Origin of the sequence: Erysipelothrix larvae, assembly GCF_001545095.1 — a bacterium.
GTDB lineage: Bacteria > Bacillota_I > Bacilli_A > Erysipelotrichales > Erysipelotrichaceae > Erysipelothrix > Erysipelothrix larvae.
Window position 1 is genome coordinate 1,010,425 of sequence record NZ_CP013213.1, and the last position, 20,901, is coordinate 1,031,325.

At 37.5% G+C, this 20,901-nt stretch carries 18 protein-coding genes; 16 read left to right on the forward strand and 2 right to left on the reverse strand.

Annotation, left to right across the window (positions count from 1 at the left end):
* Window positions 1-79: 79 nt before the first annotated feature.
* Entirely contained in the window at window positions 80-682 is a 603-nt protein-coding gene (gene plsY / locus AOC36_RS04660) for a glycerol-3-phosphate 1-O-acyltransferase PlsY (RefSeq protein ID WP_067631904.1), read from the reverse strand.
* A gap of 120 nt (window positions 683-802) precedes the next feature.
* On the opposite strand from plsY, the gene parE reads away from it, so the two are divergent.
* The 8 genes from parE (at window position 803) to AOC36_RS04700 (ending at window position 9,221) form a co-directional block, all read left to right on the forward strand.
* On the forward strand, window positions 803-2,710 hold the full coding sequence (parE, locus tag AOC36_RS04665) for a DNA topoisomerase IV subunit B (protein ID WP_067631906.1): 1,908 nt from the start codon (window positions 803-805) through the stop codon (window positions 2,708-2,710).
* Window positions 2,700-5,165: a DNA topoisomerase IV subunit A gene (gene parC, locus AOC36_RS04670; protein ID WP_067631908.1), complete on the forward strand. Its 2,466-nt coding sequence runs from the start codon at window positions 2,700-2,702 to the stop codon at window positions 5,163-5,165. The genes parE and parC overlap by 11 nt, the downstream gene beginning before the upstream one ends.
* 81 nt (window positions 5,166-5,246) lie before the next feature.
* Window positions 5,247-6,263: a GTPase gene (locus AOC36_RS04675; RefSeq protein ID WP_067631910.1), complete on the forward strand. Its 1,017-nt coding sequence runs from the start codon at window positions 5,247-5,249 to the stop codon at window positions 6,261-6,263.
* Entirely contained in the window at window positions 6,263-6,547 is a 285-nt protein-coding gene (locus AOC36_RS04680; RefSeq protein WP_067631912.1) for a YhbY family RNA-binding protein, read from the forward strand. The genes AOC36_RS04675 and AOC36_RS04680 overlap by 1 nt, the downstream gene beginning before the upstream one ends.
* Window positions 6,544-7,548 (forward strand): nicotinate (nicotinamide) nucleotide adenylyltransferase, encoded by a 1,005-nt coding sequence (nadD, locus tag AOC36_RS04685; RefSeq protein WP_067631914.1) that lies wholly within the window; start codon window positions 6,544-6,546, stop codon window positions 7,546-7,548. The genes AOC36_RS04680 and nadD overlap by 4 nt, the downstream gene beginning before the upstream one ends.
* Before the next feature lies 1 nt (window position 7,549).
* A complete protein-coding gene (gene rsfS, locus AOC36_RS04690) occupies window positions 7,550-7,873 on the forward strand; it encodes a ribosome silencing factor (RefSeq protein WP_067631916.1) in 324 nt (107 codons plus the stop codon).
* Window positions 7,870-8,532 carry a class I SAM-dependent methyltransferase gene (locus AOC36_RS04695; protein ID WP_067631918.1) on the forward strand — a complete coding sequence of 221 codons (663 nt, stop codon included), beginning with the start codon at window positions 7,870-7,872 and terminating at the stop codon, window positions 8,530-8,532. The genes rsfS and AOC36_RS04695 overlap by 4 nt, the downstream gene beginning before the upstream one ends.
* On the forward strand, window positions 8,520-9,221 hold the full coding sequence (locus AOC36_RS04700) for a 5'-methylthioadenosine/adenosylhomocysteine nucleosidase (protein WP_067631920.1): 702 nt from the start codon (window positions 8,520-8,522) through the stop codon (window positions 9,219-9,221). The genes AOC36_RS04695 and AOC36_RS04700 overlap by 13 nt, the downstream gene beginning before the upstream one ends.
* Here the strand turns inward: AOC36_RS04700 and AOC36_RS04705 are convergent.
* Window positions 9,218-9,727, reverse strand: coding sequence for a hypothetical protein (locus tag AOC36_RS04705; protein WP_067631922.1), 510 nt, complete (start codon window positions 9,725-9,727; stop codon window positions 9,218-9,220). The two genes, AOC36_RS04700 and AOC36_RS04705, sit on opposite strands and share 4 nt — an antisense overlap.
* Window positions 9,728-9,880: 153 nt before the next feature.
* Between AOC36_RS04705 and AOC36_RS04710 the strand changes: the two genes are divergently transcribed.
* The 8 genes from AOC36_RS04710 (at window position 9,881) to AOC36_RS04745 (ending at window position 20,890) form a co-directional block, all read left to right on the forward strand.
* A complete protein-coding gene (locus AOC36_RS04710) occupies window positions 9,881-12,817 on the forward strand; it encodes a chromosome segregation protein SMC (protein WP_067631924.1) in 2,937 nt (978 codons plus the stop codon).
* Window positions 12,804-13,757 carry a signal recognition particle-docking protein FtsY gene (ftsY, locus tag AOC36_RS04715; protein ID WP_067631927.1) on the forward strand — a complete coding sequence of 318 codons (954 nt, stop codon included), beginning with the start codon at window positions 12,804-12,806 and terminating at the stop codon, window positions 13,755-13,757. The genes AOC36_RS04710 and ftsY overlap by 14 nt, the downstream gene beginning before the upstream one ends.
* Window positions 13,747-14,067: a YlxM family DNA-binding protein gene (ylxM, locus tag AOC36_RS04720; RefSeq protein WP_067631929.1), complete on the forward strand. Its 321-nt coding sequence runs from the start codon at window positions 13,747-13,749 to the stop codon at window positions 14,065-14,067. Before ftsY ends, ylxM begins: the two co-directional genes overlap by 11 nt.
* Complete coding sequence (locus AOC36_RS04725; protein WP_067631932.1) at window positions 14,057-15,259, forward strand: acetate/propionate family kinase; 1,203 nt, start codon at window positions 14,057-14,059, stop codon at window positions 15,257-15,259. Before ylxM ends, AOC36_RS04725 begins: the two co-directional genes overlap by 11 nt.
* Window positions 15,207-16,175, forward strand: a complete 969-nt coding sequence (locus tag AOC36_RS04730) for a DHH family phosphoesterase (RefSeq protein ID WP_067631934.1) — start codon at window positions 15,207-15,209, stop codon at window positions 16,173-16,175. The genes AOC36_RS04725 and AOC36_RS04730 overlap by 53 nt, the downstream gene beginning before the upstream one ends.
* Window positions 16,176-16,179: 4 nt before the next feature.
* Window positions 16,180-16,974, forward strand: coding sequence for an HAD family hydrolase (locus AOC36_RS04735; RefSeq protein ID WP_157777146.1), 795 nt, complete (start codon window positions 16,180-16,182; stop codon window positions 16,972-16,974).
* Between the two features lie 156 nt (window positions 16,975-17,130).
* On the forward strand, window positions 17,131-20,175 hold the full coding sequence (gene dnaE, locus AOC36_RS04740; RefSeq protein ID WP_067631939.1) for a DNA polymerase III subunit alpha: 3,045 nt from the start codon (window positions 17,131-17,133) through the stop codon (window positions 20,173-20,175).
* Between the two features lie 43 nt (window positions 20,176-20,218).
* Window positions 20,219-20,890, forward strand: coding sequence for a response regulator transcription factor (locus AOC36_RS04745; protein ID WP_067631942.1), 672 nt, complete (start codon window positions 20,219-20,221; stop codon window positions 20,888-20,890).
* Window positions 20,891-20,901 lie beyond the last annotated feature (11 nt).

Here is a 20,901-nt window from a genome sequence, read left to right on the forward strand (position 1 = left end):
ACTACATTAGTACAATACCATAATTATCACTACCATGCAATATTAATTGATGATAAATGAATGCATAAAAAAACATGAATTACATCCATGTTATTTTTCGCTCGGTCTTATTAAGGATACGGCTAATATTTTCTTTGTGCCTATAAATCACAATCAATGTGATGATTGTGAATGCAATTGAAACTTGAATGTTTGACTGGGTCACATATAATAGGACTGTCGCACAAGCCAATGCAATCATAGAAGAAAACGAAACCATTTTTGAAAGAAAGAGTAATACGAAGAAGATGCCAAGAGGGATTATAAAGTCAAACACATAATTTTGTGTTAGAAAAATAGAGATCCCAATTAGAAAACCAAACGCTGTCGAAACTGCTTTACCACCCTTGAAATTCGCAAATACAGGGAAACAATGTCCCAATGTTGTAAAAAAGCCTGCGTAGATGATGGCTTCTTTTGAGAAAAAAGAAACAATCAGCATGGCAATAACACCCTTCAATACATCAAATAAAATAACAGATACTCCAGCCTTTGCGCCTAACGTACGCCCAGCATTGGTTCCACCTAAGTTACCAGAACCATGTTGACGAATATCCGTCTTATAAAACACTTTACCAATGACTAACGCAAATGGAATTGAACCAAATAAATACCCCAAAATGCTTGCTAATACAATGTTCATTTAACCACCTCAACTATAAGTACGTTGTTATTTTACCATAAATGTTGAAATTATTGATTTATTCTTCTTCTAAAATCGTTTAAAATGGTATAATACCTTAGATGAAGGGAGTTGTTTATTTTGAATGAACAGACATACTCTGCTTCCAGTATTGAAATTTTGGAAGGATTAGAGGCAGTTCGAAAACGCCCAGGTATGTATATCGGGTCAACAGATCAACGCGGATTACATCACTTGGTTTGGGAAATTGTAGATAATGCAATCGATGAAGCGTTGAACGGTTATGGGAAATCAATTCGAATTGTCATTGAAGATGATTTAACATTATCAGTTAGAGATGAAGGACGGGGAATGCCTGTAGGGAAACACCAAAGTGGTATTTCAGCTTTACAGGTTATTTTTACGGTCTTGCATGCTGGGGGCAAGTTTTCAGAAGCAGGCGGATATAAGACCAGTGGTGGTCTACACGGTGTTGGTGCTTCTGTTGTAAATGCTTTAAGCAAATGGCTTGAAGTGACCGTGTACAATGACGCAACCTATACGATGCGTTTTGAAAATGGCGGTAAAGACATCAGCAAACTCAAAAAATTAGAAGGAAAACAAAAACGCGGGTCGTTAGTTCGTTTTAGAGCAGATGACACGATTTTTAAGAATGCACGATTTAGCTTTGATACCATCAAAGAACGTATTCAAGAATCTGCATTTCTTTTAGAAAATATTGAATTCATCATTGAAGACAAACGTATCAATGAAGTGGTAACCTATCAATACCAAGACGGATTAAAGTCGTTTATGAACTATATTCATGAAGAATCAGAGACCATTGGAAATCCAATCATGATTTCTGGAATGGATCAAGACATCGAAGTGAAAATTGCACTTCAATACAATGAAGGTTACAGTGAAGATGTCTATTCTTATGTTAACTTAGTTCGCACAACGGATGGGGGAAGCCATGTTATTGGATACCGTTCAGGGCTTACGAAAGTAATTAATGAATATGCGCGTAAGTTAAATGTGCTTAAAGAAAAAGATAAAAACTTTGAAGGTGCCGATGTACGTGAAGGATTATCTGCAATCGTGTCCGTTTCAATTCCTGAAAACTTGCTTCAATTTGAAGGACAAACAAAAGGAAAACTAGGAACGCCAATCGCGAAAAATGTCGTTGAAGGAATTATTTTGGATCAGCTTCCAAGTTACTTAGACCTTCATCATGATGAAGCGATGGTTATTTTAGGGAAAATTCAAAAAGCAACCCAAGCACGCCAAGCAGCACGTAAAGCGCGTGACAATGCCCGCAAAGGGAAGAGTAATAAGATTGAAAAACTCTTGTCTGGGAAACTTGCGAATGCTCAGACCAAAAATAAAGCAAAAAACGAGTTGTTTTTAGTCGAAGGGGATTCTGCGGGTGGAAGTGCGAAACAAGGGAGAGATTCTAAGTTTCAAGCCATTTTACCACTGCGTGGTAAGGTATTAAATACCCAAAAGGCCAAACTTGAAGACATTGTGAAGAATGAAGAACTCAATACAATTATTCATTGTATTGGTGCGGGTTTTGGTTCGGATTTTGATGCCGACGATTCAAACTATAATAAAGTGATTATTATGACCGATGCGGATACTGATGGTGCCCATATTCAAGTACTACTTCTAACTTTCTTCTTCAGACATATGCGTCCACTGATTGAACAAGGGTATGTATACATTGCCCAACCTCCATTGTATCTTGCAAAATCGGGGAAAAACGTTCAATATTGCTATTCTGATGATGAACTGGATGCATTTAGAGAAAAATATGGTTCAATTGATATCCAACGCTATAAAGGGCTTGGTGAAATGAATGCAGATCAATTGTGGGACACCACAATGAATCCAGAAACACGTCAATTGATTCAAATTCAAGTTGAAGACGCATTTAAAGCAGATCGCCGCGTGAATGTTCTTATGGGAGATAAGGTAGATGTTCGCCGGGAGTGGATTGAAGAAAATGTTGCATTTACATTAGAGGAGGCAATTCATGAGTCATGATATTTTGAAAATGCCTCTTGAAGATGTAGTTGGTGATCGGTTTGGTCGCTATTCGAAATATATTATTCAAGAGCGTGCATTACCCGATGTGAGAGATGGGTTAAAACCCGTTCAACGCCGGATTTTATATGCCATGCATACTGAAAAGAACACCCATGATAAAGGGTATCGTAAGTCTGCGAAAACAGTCGGACTTGTTATTGGTAACTACCACCCACACGGTGATAGTTCGGTTTATGATGCAATGGTTCGTTTGTCACAACCTTGGAAAATGAACATGCCTTTAGTTGACATGCAAGGTAATAACGGGTCGATTGATGATGACCCTGCTGCTGCGATGCGATATACAGAGGCACGTCTTTCAAAGCTCTCCTCAAAACTCTTGGAGAACATTGGCGAAGAGGTAGTGCCATTTGTTCTTAACTTTGATGATACAACTCAAGAACCCGTTGTTTTACCTGCGCGCTATCCAAATTTATTGGTTAATGGAGCGACAGGAATTGCAGCAGGATATGCAACCAATATTCCACCGTTTAATTTAGGAGAAATCCTGGATGCAACCACGTATCTTCTTCAAAATGACGAAGCGTCCATCGAAGAACTCATGACATTTATTAAAGGTCCTGATTTTCCAACCGGTGGAATTGTTCAAGGGGAACAAGGCATTAAGGATATTCTAAATACAGGACGTGGTCGTGTAGTTGTTCGTGCCAAAACAGAAATTATTCGCAAAAAAACATTGGCTCAAATTGTTGTTACAGAGCTTCCATATGAAGTGATTAAGTCAAATGTAGTTCGTAAGATTGATGAATTAAGATATGCCAAAGCATCCGAAGGATTAGGGGATGTGATGGATGTTCGCGATGAGTCCGATCGTAATGGACTTAGAATTGTGATTGATTGTCGCCCAGACAGTGATGTTGAAAGCATTCTCAATCTTTTCTTCAAACATACTGAGCTTCAAGTCTATTACAATGCAAATATGGTTTCAATCATTAACAAACGCCCGCAACTCACCGGTGTGATTCCGATGTTGAAGGCTTATATTGAATTTAGAAAAGAAGTTGTATTAAATCGTTCCCGTTATCGGTATGAGCAAAAAGAAAAACGCCTTCATATTATTGAAGGGTTAATTAAAGCAACATCAATCCTTGATGAAATCATTCGCATCATTCGTGCTTCAAAGAATCGGGCAGATTCACGCGATAACATCATGAATGAATTTGGATTCTCACACGCTCAAGCAAGTGCAATTGTTGACTTGCAACTCTATCGATTGTCTTCAACAGATGTTGTGGCCCTTCGTGATGAGTTTGCAAAACTGGCCAACGAACTGGAAGAACTGAACCTTATCATCAACAATGATTCAATGCTCAGTCTTTTAGTACGAAGAGAACTTCTTGAAATTAAAGATGAATTCTCAATTGAACGAAAAACACGCATTGAAGCGAAGGTGAGTGAACTTGAAATTGACCATATGAGCTTAATTTCAAATGAAGATGTTATGATTACAGTGTCACACTTAGGTTATATTAAAAAAGTCAGCATGCGCTCTTACAATTCAAGTCAAACCGATGTGATTAGTTTAAGTGATAGTGATTATCCAATTGTGAGTGCTCAAGTACAAACACTCGATCAACTGGTATTTATCACAAGTAAAGGTCGTTATGGGTACATATTAGTTCACGAACTTGAAGAATCAAAATGGCGTGATATTGGTCCGCACATGAACAAATACATGCGAATGGATTCAGACGAAAGAATTGTCAGTGCCTTTACCGTTAAAGACTTTAACACCAACATGTTTGTTGTGACGGTAAGTTCAAATGGAATGATTAAAAAGAGTGGTGTACCTGATCTTGAAGTGAAGCGTTCTGGTAAACTGTATGACATCATGAAACTTGATAAAGGCGCAGATTTAGTTGGGGCATACATTAGTAATGAAGATGATCATCTTTTGATGGTTTCAAATGATGGCCAAATTATGCGTTTAGATCTCACTGAAATCAATCCAATTGGACTCAAAGGAAAAGGGGTTATTGGGATGAAATTACGTAAGGGAGATGCTGTGAAAAGTGCAGCCATCTTACATGATGAATCTGAAGCAGTGGTAAGAACCCATCGTTGTTATTTCAAACGAATCAAAGCAGCCGATATCCCTGTCATGAATCGTGCAACATTGGGCGTCTTGGTCGCACGTAAAGTGAAAACAAACCCACATTATGTTACCGATATTGTGGTAGGTAACATTTATGATACAATCACAATTTATCATGAAAAGGTTGATTTTATTGAAATCAAGTCTGTTCCAATTATGGACTTTGATGCATCTTATTCACAAGTCACAAAGCTTGAAAACCTTGAGATAGTGCGTAAATGTATTGATGTTCCACTGGTTGAACATCATACAACACACGCAAGACATGTGGATGAACCTTTAAAATTAGACCTGTAATTTGATATAATAAACCTAGCAAAAAGCATTGAATGGATCAAATCATACTTTTTTGCATGAAAATAAACCCAAAGGAGAACTATGAGTAAATGTAAAGGATGTGGCATTACGCTACAAAATACACATGACAATGAACCCGGTTATACGAAAAACCTTGACAACGAGTATTGCCAGTCATGCTTTCGATTGAGACATTATCGCGATTTTCGTCGTGTTAAACAAGCAGTAAATGATGGTGAAACACTGTCCTTTATTGAATCATTTGATGGTACGATACTGTGGATTGTTGATGTGACGAAACTCAACCAATCCATGCACAGTGGATTGCTGCGCGCAATGATTGGAAAACGCGTGTTAATGGTGGTGAATAAACGCGATGTCTTACCGCGCTCCATCAATGAACACTCGATCAAACGCTCCATTATGTCAATGTTAAAAGGAATTCCTTTATCTTTAATGGATATTGTCTTTGTTTCAGCAATGCAACGAAGAACACTGGATACCCTTCTACCATACTTAGAAGATGACCGTTGTGCCTTTGTAGGGAATGTAAATGCTGGAAAATCATCCTTGCTAAATGCTCTAATGAAGCGTGATCAATTGTCAGTGTCACCCGTCGCATCGACAACAGCAGATGTCATCCACATTGAACATGAAGTGTACGATATTTACGATACTCCAGGTCTCAATGCAGAATCTAATCTTTTGTCGAAGTTTTCAGATGAAGGATTGGTGCTTCTCTCTCCGAAAAAGACAATCAAACCCCATGTCTTCCAAATCTATGAGAAACAAGCCTTAGTATTTGGTAATTTAGGTGCGTTTATTATTGAACCTAAAACATCCGTCAGTGTAATTTCATATTTGCCCATCAAATTAAAGCGTGTCAAACAAGAACGTATCGATGTGAATTTGGGATTAGAACATGAACTTATGATTGAAAACCCTAAGTACCGCAAACACAACTGGCCTGTTAAGGATAAACAGATTGATTTAGAAATATTCGACATTGGGTTTGTAAGTTTCCATGGCGAACTTAAGAGTTTAGAAACTTACTTTGATGAAGATGCTGAAATAGTATACAGAAAGGCACTATTCTAATGCTTACGAATGAACAAAAAAGAAAACTAAGAGCAATTGCTCACCATGAAAAAACAACCGTCTATATTGGAAAAAATGGATTGACTGAAACAGTCTATGAATCTTTTGAAAATTCACTGGTTGCACACAATCTTGTAAAAGTTACCCTACAAAAAACAGCGCCGATTGAAAAAGAAGTCGTTTCAGAAGAACTGACAGAACGCTTTGCTTGCGATCTTGTAAGCAGCGTAGGGCGTGTCCTTGTATTCTATCGTAAAGGACCAAAGGGGCGAATTCTGATTTGAGACAAATACTTTTATTTGGAGGGTCTTTTGATCCCATTCATAATGGACATCTCGAAATAGCACTCAGTGCACTCAAACAAACCAAAGCTGAAGAAGTTTGGTTTGTTTTAGCTGCTTTAAGTCCTTTTAAAGAGGATGCACCTCCCTTTGAAGCACGAGCTTCAATGGTGAAACTTATGATAAATCCCTATAAAAGACTCAAACTTTGTACCATCGAACAGACACTTCCAATTCCATCCTATTCAATCGATACCATTACTGCACTCAAAAAACAACACCCCGAGGTATCCTTCTCATGGCTTATTGGGAGTGATCAAATTCCTGATCTACCAAAGTGGAAAAATTATGAAGCGCTTTGTGAAATGGTGAAATTTGTTGTATATCCAAGACCGAGTCACACCTACCACCATGCGTTTGAAGAAATCAAAGGATTGACCTATGACATCAGCTCAACCGATATTCGAAACGGGCGTTCATTGGATACAAGTCCAAAGATACTGAATGCAATGATGGAGCACGGACTTTACTTAAAACTCATAACACAATCAAAAATGAGTGAGAAGCGATTCAAACATACACTAAGAGTCACGGAGCTTGCACTTGAACTTGCGAAACATCATCACATTGATGAAAACCGCGTGTATCTTGCAAGTATGGTCCATGATTGGTGTAAGGAATGGGATAAAAAAGACTTAGAAATTGAAATGAAAAAGATCAACCCTGACCTCCTGAAACTGCATCCAGCTTTATATCATGGCTTTGCTGCTGCATCGGTTTTATCGAAACATTATTATGTAAGAGATAAACAGGTATTAAATGCAATACGAGGGCATGTCAGTGGTGCAAGCACATCTGACATCGGGATGATATTATATATTGCAGATAAATGTGAACGCGGAAGAGATTATGACTCTGAACCCCTCATTGTGTTAAGCAAAAAGAATTTAAGAGCAGGATTTAAAAAGGTAAAACAAGAAAGTAAACGATATAGAGGACAATAAAATGGAATTATTAGAACTAATTAAAAAAACAATGGAAGATAAAAAAGCACACGACGTTGTGGTTGTTGATTTTAAAAACACCAGCCCAATCTGTGACTATTTTGTAATTTGTGATGCATCAAATGCACGTCAAGTCAATGCAATCTCAGAAGCAATCGATGAAGCAGTATCAAAACAAGGCTATGCTATTCGACGCTCAGACAGCAAGACAGACTCACCATGGATTCTCCTTGATGCAGGCGATGTTGTTGCACATGTCTTTTTAACCGAAGAAAGACAACGTTATAATTTAGAGAAACTTTATGCGGAGTATATCTCACAATGAGACAGTATTATGACAGCTTATTTCAAGATCTAGAAGGGTCTAACATGTATGCAGACTTTGTTAAGAAGCATGGACAAGGATCAACGTTACTTGAGTTTGCCTGTGGTACGGGTGATTTATTGGTCAAATTATCCGATCAATTTGACTGTGTCGGATTGGATCTTGATAAAACAATGATTGATAAAGCCATTGCGAAATATCCACAGTTTGCGTCAAAATTTACGGTAGGTAATTTTTTAACATATCGTGATACCAAGCATTACGATACCTTAATTTGTGTTGGTGATAGCTTGAATTATCTCCATGATGAAGACGAACTCAATCAATTTGTAGAAAGTGCGACGTTTTTTTCAAACTGTATTATTCTTGATATGCATCATCCATATCGACTTGAAGAGTTTGAAGATGGTTATTATGAAGAAGGGGATACTTCAGAATTTCAATACATGTATGTCATTGATTCCGAAGATGATCATTTAATTCATACCATTAATTTTATGGACGGAACCTTTGATCAAGTGCTTCAATGGGTATTTGATCCTGCCATTTTAATCGAAGCATTTCAAGCAAAGGGCTTCACGGTTGAAATTTATACAGATTTTGAAACTAAAGGCATCGAATCAATTGGAGAGAAGGTAATGCTTGTATGCAAAAAATAACGCTGGATTTTCTTGTGATTGCAGCAATGCAAGAAGAAATGCACGCAATCGTATCGCATCTATCAAACCCTAAGACCCTTGATCATACAGGATTTACAGCCGTCAGTGGCGTTGTTGAAGATAAAACGGTTTGCGTTATCTTATCGGGTGTTGGTAAGATTAATGCCGCCATCACGACGACTTACTTTTTGATGACCTATGACGTAAAACATGTCATTAATGTTGGAAGTGCAGGGGGATTGCTTGAATCACAACATGTTGGAGATGTTGTTGTATCAACAAAAGTGCTCAGTCATGATTTTGATATTGGACCCACCACTCCGACAGATATGCGGTTTCAATATCATGCTGACAAAGCATTAATTCAAAATGTAAATGAAGTCTTAGACATGCAAAACAAAACGCACTATATTGGGTTGATTGTATCAGGCGATCAATTTGTAACAAACGACAGTTATGCATATCATCGCATCAAAGATTTATACAGCGAAGCGATTTGTGTTGAAATGGAAGCGACTGCTGTTGGGGCAACGTGTTCACGGTTTAATGTACCCTTTGTGGTAATTCGTGCATTATCTGATGTCCCATTTTATAAAAATAACGAAGAAACCTTTGAGCAATACCTCGTTCATGCCAGTGAATCAAGTGCTCGCATCTGCATTGAAACCATTAAAAAAGCTCGCGTTTAGCGAGCTGAATATGGTCCTGTCCATAGATTGTTCTCAAACAACCATGTTTTCAAATCATTTTGAGAAAACGGTTTGTCTGAAAAATAAGTGAGTGTTGCATTGATTTGAACGGATTTGTCTTCATTGACTGTCATTGACACAAATGAAGGGGTTCGTTCTACGTTATATGCTGATTTAAGTTGAGTAACCGTTAGGTCTTTTGTTGAAGATGTATTAATATAGGTAATTTCCTTAATCTCAACATCCGTATTCATCAACAACGGATTGAGCAGTGATTTCCATACATATTCATCATCTTCGTTATCGCTAAATAGAAACAACAGGTAGTTTCCTGGGACGGATCGTACTTGTTCGAGACTCTCATTAAATGATAATGATACGGTCTCAGACTCTGTAGCAGTAAAAGCGGTTGATACATCGGCGGGTTTAAAATGTTTATACAATACAATTGCGCCGGCTGAGACTATTAATACTAAACTGAATACAATTAAAATTATTTTCTTCATAGTCCCTCCTTACATGGTTTACATTACCATTATTTGTCGCTTATTTCAAGGCTACACATAAATTCACATTCTTTAGGAAAGTTGTTTCATTTCCTTATCTTTTGTTTTAATATGTTTTAGGTTATAATTGTTGAGTTAGAAACGGGGGTTAATATGTTCCTCAAACGAATTGAATTGCAAGGGTTTAAGTCCTTTGCAGATAAAACAGTCATTAACTTCGATCATTCGGTAACTGGGGTTGTAGGACCCAATGGTTGTGGTAAGAGTAATATCAGTGATGCGATTCGCTGGGTTTTAGGAGAGCAATCTGTAAAATCAATGCGTGGCTCAAGCATGACGGATATTATCTTTAATGGTTCAGAAAAAAGACGCCGTGTAAACCTTGCGGAAGTTACACTGGTTTTTGATAATGCAGAAAAGCCACTCAACAGTGATTTCGAAGAAGTCGAAGTCACACGACGTCTCTATCGAGATACACGCGAATCAGAATATCTGATCAATAAAACACCCTGTCGTTTACGCGACATTCATGATTTAGTTATGGATACAGGACTTGGACGTGATTCACTATCAATCATTTCACAAGGAAGTATCAGTTTTTTTGCGGAAGCGAAACCTCAAGAAAGACGAATGATATTTGAAGAAGCAGCAGGTGTTGCGAAATACAAACGTCGTAAAATTGAATCCATCAGTAAACTTGAACGCACTCAAGAAAACATTGAACGGATGCAAGATATTGTTGAAGAAATTGAGAAACAAGTATCCCCACTGCGACGTGCAGCAAAAAAAGCAAAAATATTTTTAGAGAAAAAAGATGCGCTTGAAGCGATTGAAGTTTCTGTATTAGTCTCTGACATCTCAACGTTTCGAAAAGAAATTGATGAAACAAATACAATTATTTATGATCTAGAAGCACAAGTTGCGCAAACAGAAACGCAAATTGGTGTGTTAGAGCATGAACTTGAATCAAGCCGTCAAGAAGGATTTATCTTGGATCAAGGGATTGTAAAATCACAAGAGAAGATGATGAGTCTTGTACGAGAAATTGGGATTTTAGAAGCGCGTAAAATTGAAATTGAAGAAAAACGTAAATATACCCTTGAAGTTGGGAATGCTCAAGAACGTGCCAATGAATTGTATGCATTATTAAATGATGCGAAATTGGAATATAAAGAACGGTTTAAACGCCATGAGCTTTTAAAGGCGGAAGTGGATTTACACAATCAAGCTACTTATGAAAACAACCGGGTTATCCTTGATATTCAACAAAAAATAGATATGTTAAAGAGTCAACGGCAATCAACATTAAGTCGTTTAGATGTCTTGAAACATCGTCTTGAAAGACCCTATGAACATCAATACGGTGTTCAGACCATCATGAACAATAAACATTCAATCTCAGGCATTCATGATACAGTCGGAAATCTTTTACTGCCTTTGGAAGGGTATGAACTTGCTATATCAACAGCACTTGGTGGTGCTACAAACCATGTTGTCACTGATGATGATAAAGCTGCGGTTCATGCAATCCAATTCTTAAAACGAAACCGATCAGGACGTGCAACCTTTATTCCATTAACAGTTGTTAAACCACGCAGTGCAAATCATGATGTGTTAACGATTGCACATAATACCCAAGGATTTAAAGGTATTGCCAGTGACTTTGTAGAAGTTGACGCGCGATATAGTGATCTCTCATTAAGTTTTATGGGCGATGTTTATGTATTTGATACCATTGAACATGCAAACACTTTAGCAAAACGCGTAAACTATAATGCAAAGATTGTGACATTAGATGGGGATGTCATCCATCGCGGTGGAACGATGTCTGGTGGTCAAAACAAAAATCAATCAAATTCAATTGCTGAAATACGCCGTGATATCGATCGATTTGAAGAAACCATCAAACGCAATGATATCGAATTGGATGCACTCAATGTCGACTTGACACACATTAAAAATAAGCATCTAAAAGATAATGAACTCTTGATGGAAAAACGGATTGCACTTGCACAAATAGAACCACTGCTTGATGTAAAACGGTCAAAATATGAAAGTTTAAAATCAGATTATGATGCATTAGAACTTGAATCCGATAAGAATGAGAAACTGGATGATGATGTCATCACACAACTCAATCGCGCATATATGGAACGTGATGAGTTGACATCAAAATTGTCATTAGATCATGAACGTCGTTTAAATCTATCCAATGAGATTCAACGTAAAGAATTAACACTGCGCCAACACCGACAAGATTTAAACGGGCGTAACCAACTGTTAAACAATCACAAAATGACGAATGTCAAACGTGAAACACAGTGTGAAAGCTTGCTTGAACGTTTATCCAGTGAGTATCAAATGACCTTTGAATATGCTTCAGAGAATGTCTTTGATGGATTAAAATCAACGAAACGTGAAGAAGTATTATTATTGCGTGATGAGATTTCGAAGCTAGGGAATGTTAATTTAGATGCTCCTGAAGAATATGAAGCCATTAATGAACGCTATGAATTCTTAACAACACAACTTCATGATTTAACCGACAGTCGTCAAAAACTCTTGGATATTATCGAAGAAATGGATGAGATCATGAGTGTTCAATTTAAAGAAATGTTTGATAAGATTAATCAAGAATTATCTGCAGTCTTTACCCAACTCTTTAATGGTGGAAAGGCAAAACTTGTCCTAGAGGACCCCGATGATTTGCTCAATACAGGGGTGGATATAGATGTTCAACCTCCAGGAAAATCGGTACAAAACATTCGCTTGTTTTCAGGGGGTGAGAAATCACTCATTGCGATTTCAGTCTTGTTCTCAATTTTAAAAGCACGCCATGTGCCATTATGTATCTTTGATGAAGTTGAAGCAGCACTTGACCAGGTAAATGTAGAGCGGCTTGCGACGTATATTCAATCTTTATCCGATGATACACAATTTATTGTCATTACACACCGTTCAGGAACCATGGAACGCTGTGATGTACTTTACGGGGTTACAATGCCAACACAAGGTGTTTCATCCTTGTTGAAGGTACAACTTGAAGAAGCAATTGAATTAAAGGAGGAAGTGACAAATGGGGCTGTTTAATAAAATTAAAGGTGCGTTTTCATCAAAAAAAGATGAAACTGTCTATAACACCGGGCTATCAACGACACAAAAATCATTTGGGTCCAAACTACTTCAAATGTTTCAAGGAGATGTTACTTTTGATGATGCGTGGTATGACAATCTCTTAGGATTATTAATTCAATCCGATGTATCACTCAAAAGTGCTCAAAAGATTCTCAAAGGTTTACGTAAACGAATCAAGAAGAACATGGATGACACTGATGCACTCAATACATTAATTGAATTAATCGAGCAAAACTATGGAGAAGACATTGCACCCTATACGCTTGAAGAAGGCCGTCTTAATGTCATTATGATTGTGGGTGTGAATGGTTCAGGAAAAACAACAACCTGCGCCAAACTCGCGAAGCGATATAAGGACATGGGCTATAAAGTATTATTGGTTGGTGGTGATACGTTTCGTGCCGCAGGAAGTAATCAATTAAAACTATGGGCTCAAAACCTTGAGATTGATTTTGTGGGTGGAAATGATAACCAAGATCCTGCATCTGTGTATGTTGATGCAGCACGCTATGCAAAAGACAATGAGTTCGACTTGATGATTTGTGATAGTGCAGGCCGTCTTCAAAATAAGATTAATCTTATGAATGAACTTGAAAAGATGCGTCGAGTATTAATTAAGGAAACTGGTTTTATTGATCAAACCTACTTAGTACTGGATGGAAACACTGGACAAAATGGGCTTGCGCAAGCGAAGACCTTTACAGAAGTTGCGGATGTCACTTCGATTATAGTAACAAAACTCGATGGGTCTCCAAAGGGTGGTGTACTCTTAAGTATTAAAGATGAACTGGGTGTAAAAGCTAGTTTCATAGGGTTGGGAGAATCCGTTGAAGACCTTCGACCATTTGAAATTAAGGCTTATTTATCAGGTATGGTCTTTGGCGATGAGTATTGAAAAAACACTAAGAGTGAATGAATTGTTTGATATGTATGCGCCATTATTAACAGAAAAACAACAAGAAGTCATTCGTTACTATTTTCACGAAGATTTATCGTACCAAGAGATCGCTGAGATATTGCATATTAGTAGGTCGGGAGTGTATGATAATATCAAGCGAGCTGTGGACTTATTGGAAGAAACAGAACGTAAATTAGGGTTTGTTAAGCAAACCAACACATTAATTAACGCTTTAAATAAACTCGAAGATAAAAGAGTGGACAAGATTGTTAATGAATATTTAAAAGGAGGAAATTATGAGTCATAAAGTATTAGCAGTAAACGCGGGGAGTAGTTCATTAAAGTTTCAATTATTTGAAATGCCAGGGGATGTTGTATTAGCATCTGGAATCGTTGAAAGAATTGGTATCAACGATGGAATTTTCACAATTAAATTTAACGGAAAAAAAGTATCAGACACATTGGATATACCAAACCATTCAGTTGCTGTTGAACTTGTATTAAAAGGATTAGTTGACAACAACATTCTTACAGACTTATCAGAAGTTGTCGCTGTTGGGCACCGTGTAGTACACGGAGGTGAAAACTTCAAAGGATCAGTATTTGCATCCGAAGAAAATATCGCAGTTGTCGAAGATCTTGCAGATTTAGCACCACTTCACAACCCAGCAAACCTTGTTGGATATCACGCATTTAAAGAAGCACTACCAAAAGCGACACATACATTGTCATTTGACACAGCATTTCATCAAACAATGAAACCTGAAGTGTATGTTTATCCATTACCATATGAATACTACACAGACTTAAATGTACGTCGTTATGGTATGCATGGTATTTCACACCAATATGTATCAAACCGTTTATCAGAACTTGAAGGAAAAGGACCTGAAGGCTTTAACGTAATTACCTTACACTTAGGAAATGGTGCATCAATTTCAGCAGTTAAAGATGGTGTATGTATCAATACGTCAATGGGATTCACACCACTTGCTGGGATTATGATGGGAACACGTACTGGGGATGTTGATCCTGCAATCGTAACATACTTAATGCGTAAACTTGATAAAACCGCTGAAGAAATCATTGATATCTTCAATAAAAAATCAGGAATGCTTGGTGTAAGTGGACTATCAAGTGATGCACGTGACATCGAAAATGCAATCGCTGAAGGAAATGAACGTGCCATATTAACACGAGACATCTATGCACAACGTGTGTTACAAGTAGTGGGTGGTTATGCACTACAATTGGGCCATGTGGATGCAATTGCCTTTACTGCAGGTGTTGGTGAGAACGATGGTGGAATTCGTGAAGCTGTATTGGAACTTCTTGGACCAGGACTAAACATTCAATTTGATAAAGAGCTCAATGCTAAAACACGTGGGAAGGAAATCAAAATCAGTACATCTGAATCAGATGTTGCTGTTTGGGTAGTACCTACAAATGAAGAACTCGTTATCGCTACAGACGCATATTCCATCCACAACAGTAAATAAATTTTACGAACTTGTTGAGCGCTATGATACAATCTGCATCTTCCGTCATGAAAACCCTGATGGGGATGCCTTTGGGGCTCAATGTGGATTAAAGCATGCACTCAGTTCTCTGTACCCACATAAGCGCATAGTAGCACTTGGGGGAAATGGAACTGGACTACCACTCTTTCCGTTAATGGATGAAGTGGACGATGCGTGTATTTCTGGATCTCTTGCTATTATTGTCGATTGTGCGAATCGTGAACGCATTGATGATAAACGATTTGATTTAGCACAAACACTCATAAAAATAGATCATCACCCTGAGGTCGATATCTATGGAGATTTGAGTTATGTTGTTCCAACCAAATCAAGTGCTTGCGAGATTGTTTCAGAACTTTTAATGGTGAAAGAGTGTCTTGATGAGATCTCTTCAAGCTATTTACTCGCTGGGATGATGACGGATACAATTCGATTCTCTATTGAGACCACCACAGCGGATACACTGATGATTGCATCACATTTAATGACCTATGGTGCAAACATCAACAAACTATCGAATATGTTCTTTACAAAGGATCTAAAGAAACATTCAATTGAAGTACAACTTGCACCACACATTCAATATAAAGATGGTGTTGCATGGCTCATAATTAATCAAGCGTTACGGGAATCTTTAGGACTGAGTGTTGCTGAAGCAAAACTTTTCAACAATATCATGTCAGGCATTAAAGAATACAAGATATGGGCTATTTTTGTTGAGGAAGCGGATGGTCTTTATTTAGGATCACTGCGCTCACAATCTGTAACAATTAATACAATTGCACAACAATACAACGGTGGGGGTCATCGATTAGCAAGTGGTTTGAGACAATTAACGCGTCAGGATGTTGACGAAGTACTCGAAAAACTAATGCACGCGCAAAATAATGGGTGATGCGATGAATCGAAAACCAATTAAAATGGTGCTCACTGACTTAGATGCAACACTTCTTAAAGATGACAAAACATTATCAGAATATACTTTAAATGTAATCCAACGCTTAAGAGATAAAGACATAAAGTTTGTGCCAGCTACTGCTCGTGCACATCGTGTTCTACAAAGACTTCAATTGCTTTCAATACTGCCTCATGATAGTCTTATTCTTCTGAATGGCGGACGTATTATGAAGGATGAATTTGTGATCTTTGATCAAGGACTCAATCCCAATCAACGCGATCACGTACTAAAGATTCTGTGTTCACACTTTCCAACTGAAAGAATCTCAGTTGAAATGAATGATACCATGTATGTGAATCACAATATATGGGAAGTGGATCCCTATGAGCAAAACTATGTCCTAACAGACTTTAGTGATCTACCTCAAGCGATATCACCACGTATCATTATTGGATTGAAATCTCTCGATGATTATCCAAGATTACTGGATTGTCTTCCAGACTTTATGTATGCTCATAATATTGAGGGTACATCATTATGCAGGGTATTGCATCGATCAGTATCTAAAGCTGGTGCGATTCAACATCTTTGTGAGATGTGGGGATTTGACCGCAGCGAAATCGTGTGTTTTGGGGATGATCTTAACGATATTGAGATGTTCGAATACTGCGATCACGCTGTTGCAGTGGAGAATGCTTGTGATGAAGTAAAACAACGATCAACTGCAATCACAAAATCAAACAACGCAGATGGTGTTGCCTATTGGATTGAACAAAACATTCTTAATCAAGCTTAATCGAAGTATCTATTGCAAATATTCGCAGTAGATACTTTTTTTAAGAAGACTGTTAAAAAAGAGATACAAAAATATTTATGTTTTCACACTGATTTGTATTATTTATTCAGTTATTTATAGGTTCTTCATGTATAATAATATCAAGAGGTGATAGGTGTGGCCGTTCATTTAAGCGTAAGAAGTCATTTTTCATTACTTAATGGAACAATGTCTGTTGAGGATGTTGTTTTAACTGCAAAAAACCGTGGCTATACCTCAGTTGCTCTGACTGAACACCATGTGCTTTTTTCAGCACTTGATTTCTATAATGCTGCTTTAAAACACGGAATTAAACCGATTATCGGACTTGAAATTAACATTGAAGACTATGAAAGTTTATTGATTGCTCGTAATAACAAAGGCTTAAAGTTATTATATCGACTTTCATATAAAATGAGCCAAAAAAAACCAATCGAATATGAAGACTTTAAAGATCAATTAGAAGATGTTTTCTTCATCTTATACGGTGAGTCTGGTCCTTTTGATGCGGACATCCTTCAAAACAATTGGACAGCGATTGAATCCAAACTGTTGACTATTAAACAAGCATGCCCGACTTTTTTCATCGGTCTTTCTCATCAAGAATCACGGTTTTTTAAAGCATCGAATCAACAATTAAGATTAATGGCATCAAACCATGATATCAAGTGTGTAGCGCTCCCTAAAGTATATTACAAAGATGAAAAGGACCATGATATTTACCAAGCACTTCGTGCAATCGACAAGGGAACCCACCTTCATGATAGTTCATTAAGTCTCAATCCTAATCGATGGTTTATTCCCAGTGAAAAAATGTTGGAACTCTACGACACACAACTTGTTAATGTTACAGATCATATTGCGGATTCATGTTCCATTAATTTATATGAGTCGAAAACACAACTACCGCAGTTTGAAAACAATCATCACGTGTCAAATGAAGTGTACCTGAGTGAATTGAGTAAAATGGGGCTCAAGAAACGCTTGAACAATCAACTGTCTAAAGACTATCTTGAGCGTCTTGAGTTTGAATTGAATGTGATAACATCAATGCGGTTCACGGATTATTTTCTAATTGTTTATGATGTTATTCGTTATGCAAAAACAAATGGCATTAATGTGGGGCCAGGACGTGGGAGTGCTGCGGGATCTTTGGTATCCTATTCCTTAGGAATTACCGATGTCGACCCGATGAAATATGGGCTCCTATTTGAACGATTTTTAAATCCAGAACGGATTACAATGCCAGATATTGACATTGACTTCCCGGATAATCGAAGGGATGAGGTAATTGCTTATACAAAAGAAAAATACGGGAACAGCCATGTTGCGCACATCATTACCTTTGGAACCTTAAAAGCAAAACAAAGTTTTAGAGATGCAGCGCGTGTCTTACAGATATCCATTGGTAAAGTGAATCAAGTTGCGAAGCTTTTGGAAAATGATTCGCTTCAAAACACCTTTGATAAAAGTGCACGACTTCGCACAGTCGTGAATGGGGATGCCCAAATTAAGGCTGCATTTGAACTTGCAAACAAGCTTGAAAATTTACCACGACATGTAAGCATGCATGCTGCTGGGATTGTATTATCTAAAGGTGATTTGATCGATATCTGTCCTTTATATCAAATTGATGAAGACAACCAATGCATTCAATTTGATATGACTAATATTGAATCATTAGGTCTTATCAAAATCGATTATTTAGGCATTCGAAACCTTACAATCATTCAAAATGTGGTGGATGAAATCAATAGAACAGATCCATCCTTTAACTTAAAAAACATCCCACTTGATGATCCTCAAACTTTTAAAATGCTTCAAGATGGTGATACCTTGGGGATATTCCAACTTGAGTCAGATGGGATGAAACAGCTGTTAAGACGGATGAAACCCATGCAATTTACGGATATTGTAGACGCAAATGCACTCTTTAGACCCGGTCCAATGGAAAATATACCAGTATATATTGAAAATAAGGCCAATCCACAGAAGATTACGTATATTCATGAGAACTTAAAATCTATTACAACCTCAACACATGGTGTTCTAATTTATCAAGAACAAATCATGGAAGTTGCGAAAGTGTTTGCAGGTTTCTCCCTAGGAAAAGCAGATATCTTAAGACGTGCTATGGGTAAAAAAGACGCAGGGGTCCTTGAGAGTTTACGAGAAGATTTCGTGAATGGATGTTTAAATAATGGCTATACTCAATCGGTAGCAGTTGAAATCTTCGAGTTGATATATAAGTTTGCAAATTATGGATTTAATAAGTCGCACTCATTAGCATACAGTTTGATATCCTATCAAATGGCATATCTTAAAGCCAACTATCCAGAAATATTCTATACATATCTTCTCACCTCCTCAATTGGAAGTGATCAAAAAACAGGGCAGACGTTGGATGAATGTCGTCGCCGTGGATTAACAATCCTACCGATTGACATCAATGAAAGCTATGATGGATATACCTACAAACAGGGTGGCATACGCGTACCATTCTCAGTATTAAAAGGGATGAGTCAATCAACCGCACAGACGATTGTTGAAGAACGCGAAGCATATGGTCAGTTTGAATCAATCTTTGAATGCTTTGCCCGACTTAAAGAGATTCAGCTCAATCGAAAACAACTTGAGAGTTTGATTGATGTGGGAGCCTTTGATTCACTCTTTGATTCTCGAAGTGTTCTTAGAAATCGATTAGAAGATTTACTTCAATACGCAGATCTTGTCCGCATAACGGATGAATCAATGCGATTCAATTTCTCAATAGTGAGTGTTCCTTATTTAGCGGCTCAAAAAGATTCGTCTGCTTATCGTTTATATGGCGAACAATCAACGCTTGGGTTTTATTTAAGTGAACATCCAACAACATCGTTTAAGAAAAAACACCAATTGCCATCGTTGGTATCACTCAAAGCACCGATGAATGATATCAAACTTGTAGCAATTGTAGATAAAGTTAAAAAGCATCGTGCAAAAAATGGTAAAATGATGGCGTTTTTAAGTATTAGTGATGATACAGGCACATGTGATGCGATTTTGTTTCCAAATCTTTATGATAGTGTTGGTGAGTTGGTCAACAAAGGTGATATGGTCCTTGTCCAAGGGAACATGAAAGAACAAGGCACCATTATATTGGATAAGATAAAAATATTTAGAGAACCAAGTGATTTGCACTAATCGCAAATTAGTGATATAAAATAATGTAAAGTGGAGGTAAGTTATGATTAAATTATTGATCGTAGACGATGAAGTGAATGTTAGAAATGTAGTAAAAGAGTACTCAAAGGCAGCAGGGTATGATTGTCATGAAGCAAGCGATGGGCTGGTTGCACTTCAAATGATTAAAGAACAAGATTTTGATGTAGTCGTGATGGATATCATGATGCCAAATCTTGATGGATTTTCCGCATGCCGTGAAATTAAAGCCATTAAAGATGTACCAATTATCATGCTTTCAGCACGTCAAGAAGTATTTGATAAACTTCTAGGATTTGAATTGGGAATTGATGACTATGTGACCAAACCATTTACACCCCGTGAACTTATGGCACGTATTAAAGCTGTGAGTGAACGCTCAAAAAATGGCCTCCAACAAACCTATGAATATGGTGGATTGGTTGTTGACGTTGTCGGACGTACTTTAACAGTTGACGGCGAACGCATTGATATCACGCCTAAAGAATTTGACCTGCTTGTTTACTTAATGCAACATGAAAAAATGGCACTCACCCGAGATGCGCTGTTAGATAAAGTTTGGAAATACAATTTTTATGGTGATCTCAGAACTGTTGATACACATATTAAAATGTTGCGTCAAAGTTTAGGACCTTATCGCGATTATATCGTTACTTTACGTGGCGTAGGGTATAAATTTGAAGTCCAAGATAAATAACATGTCATTTA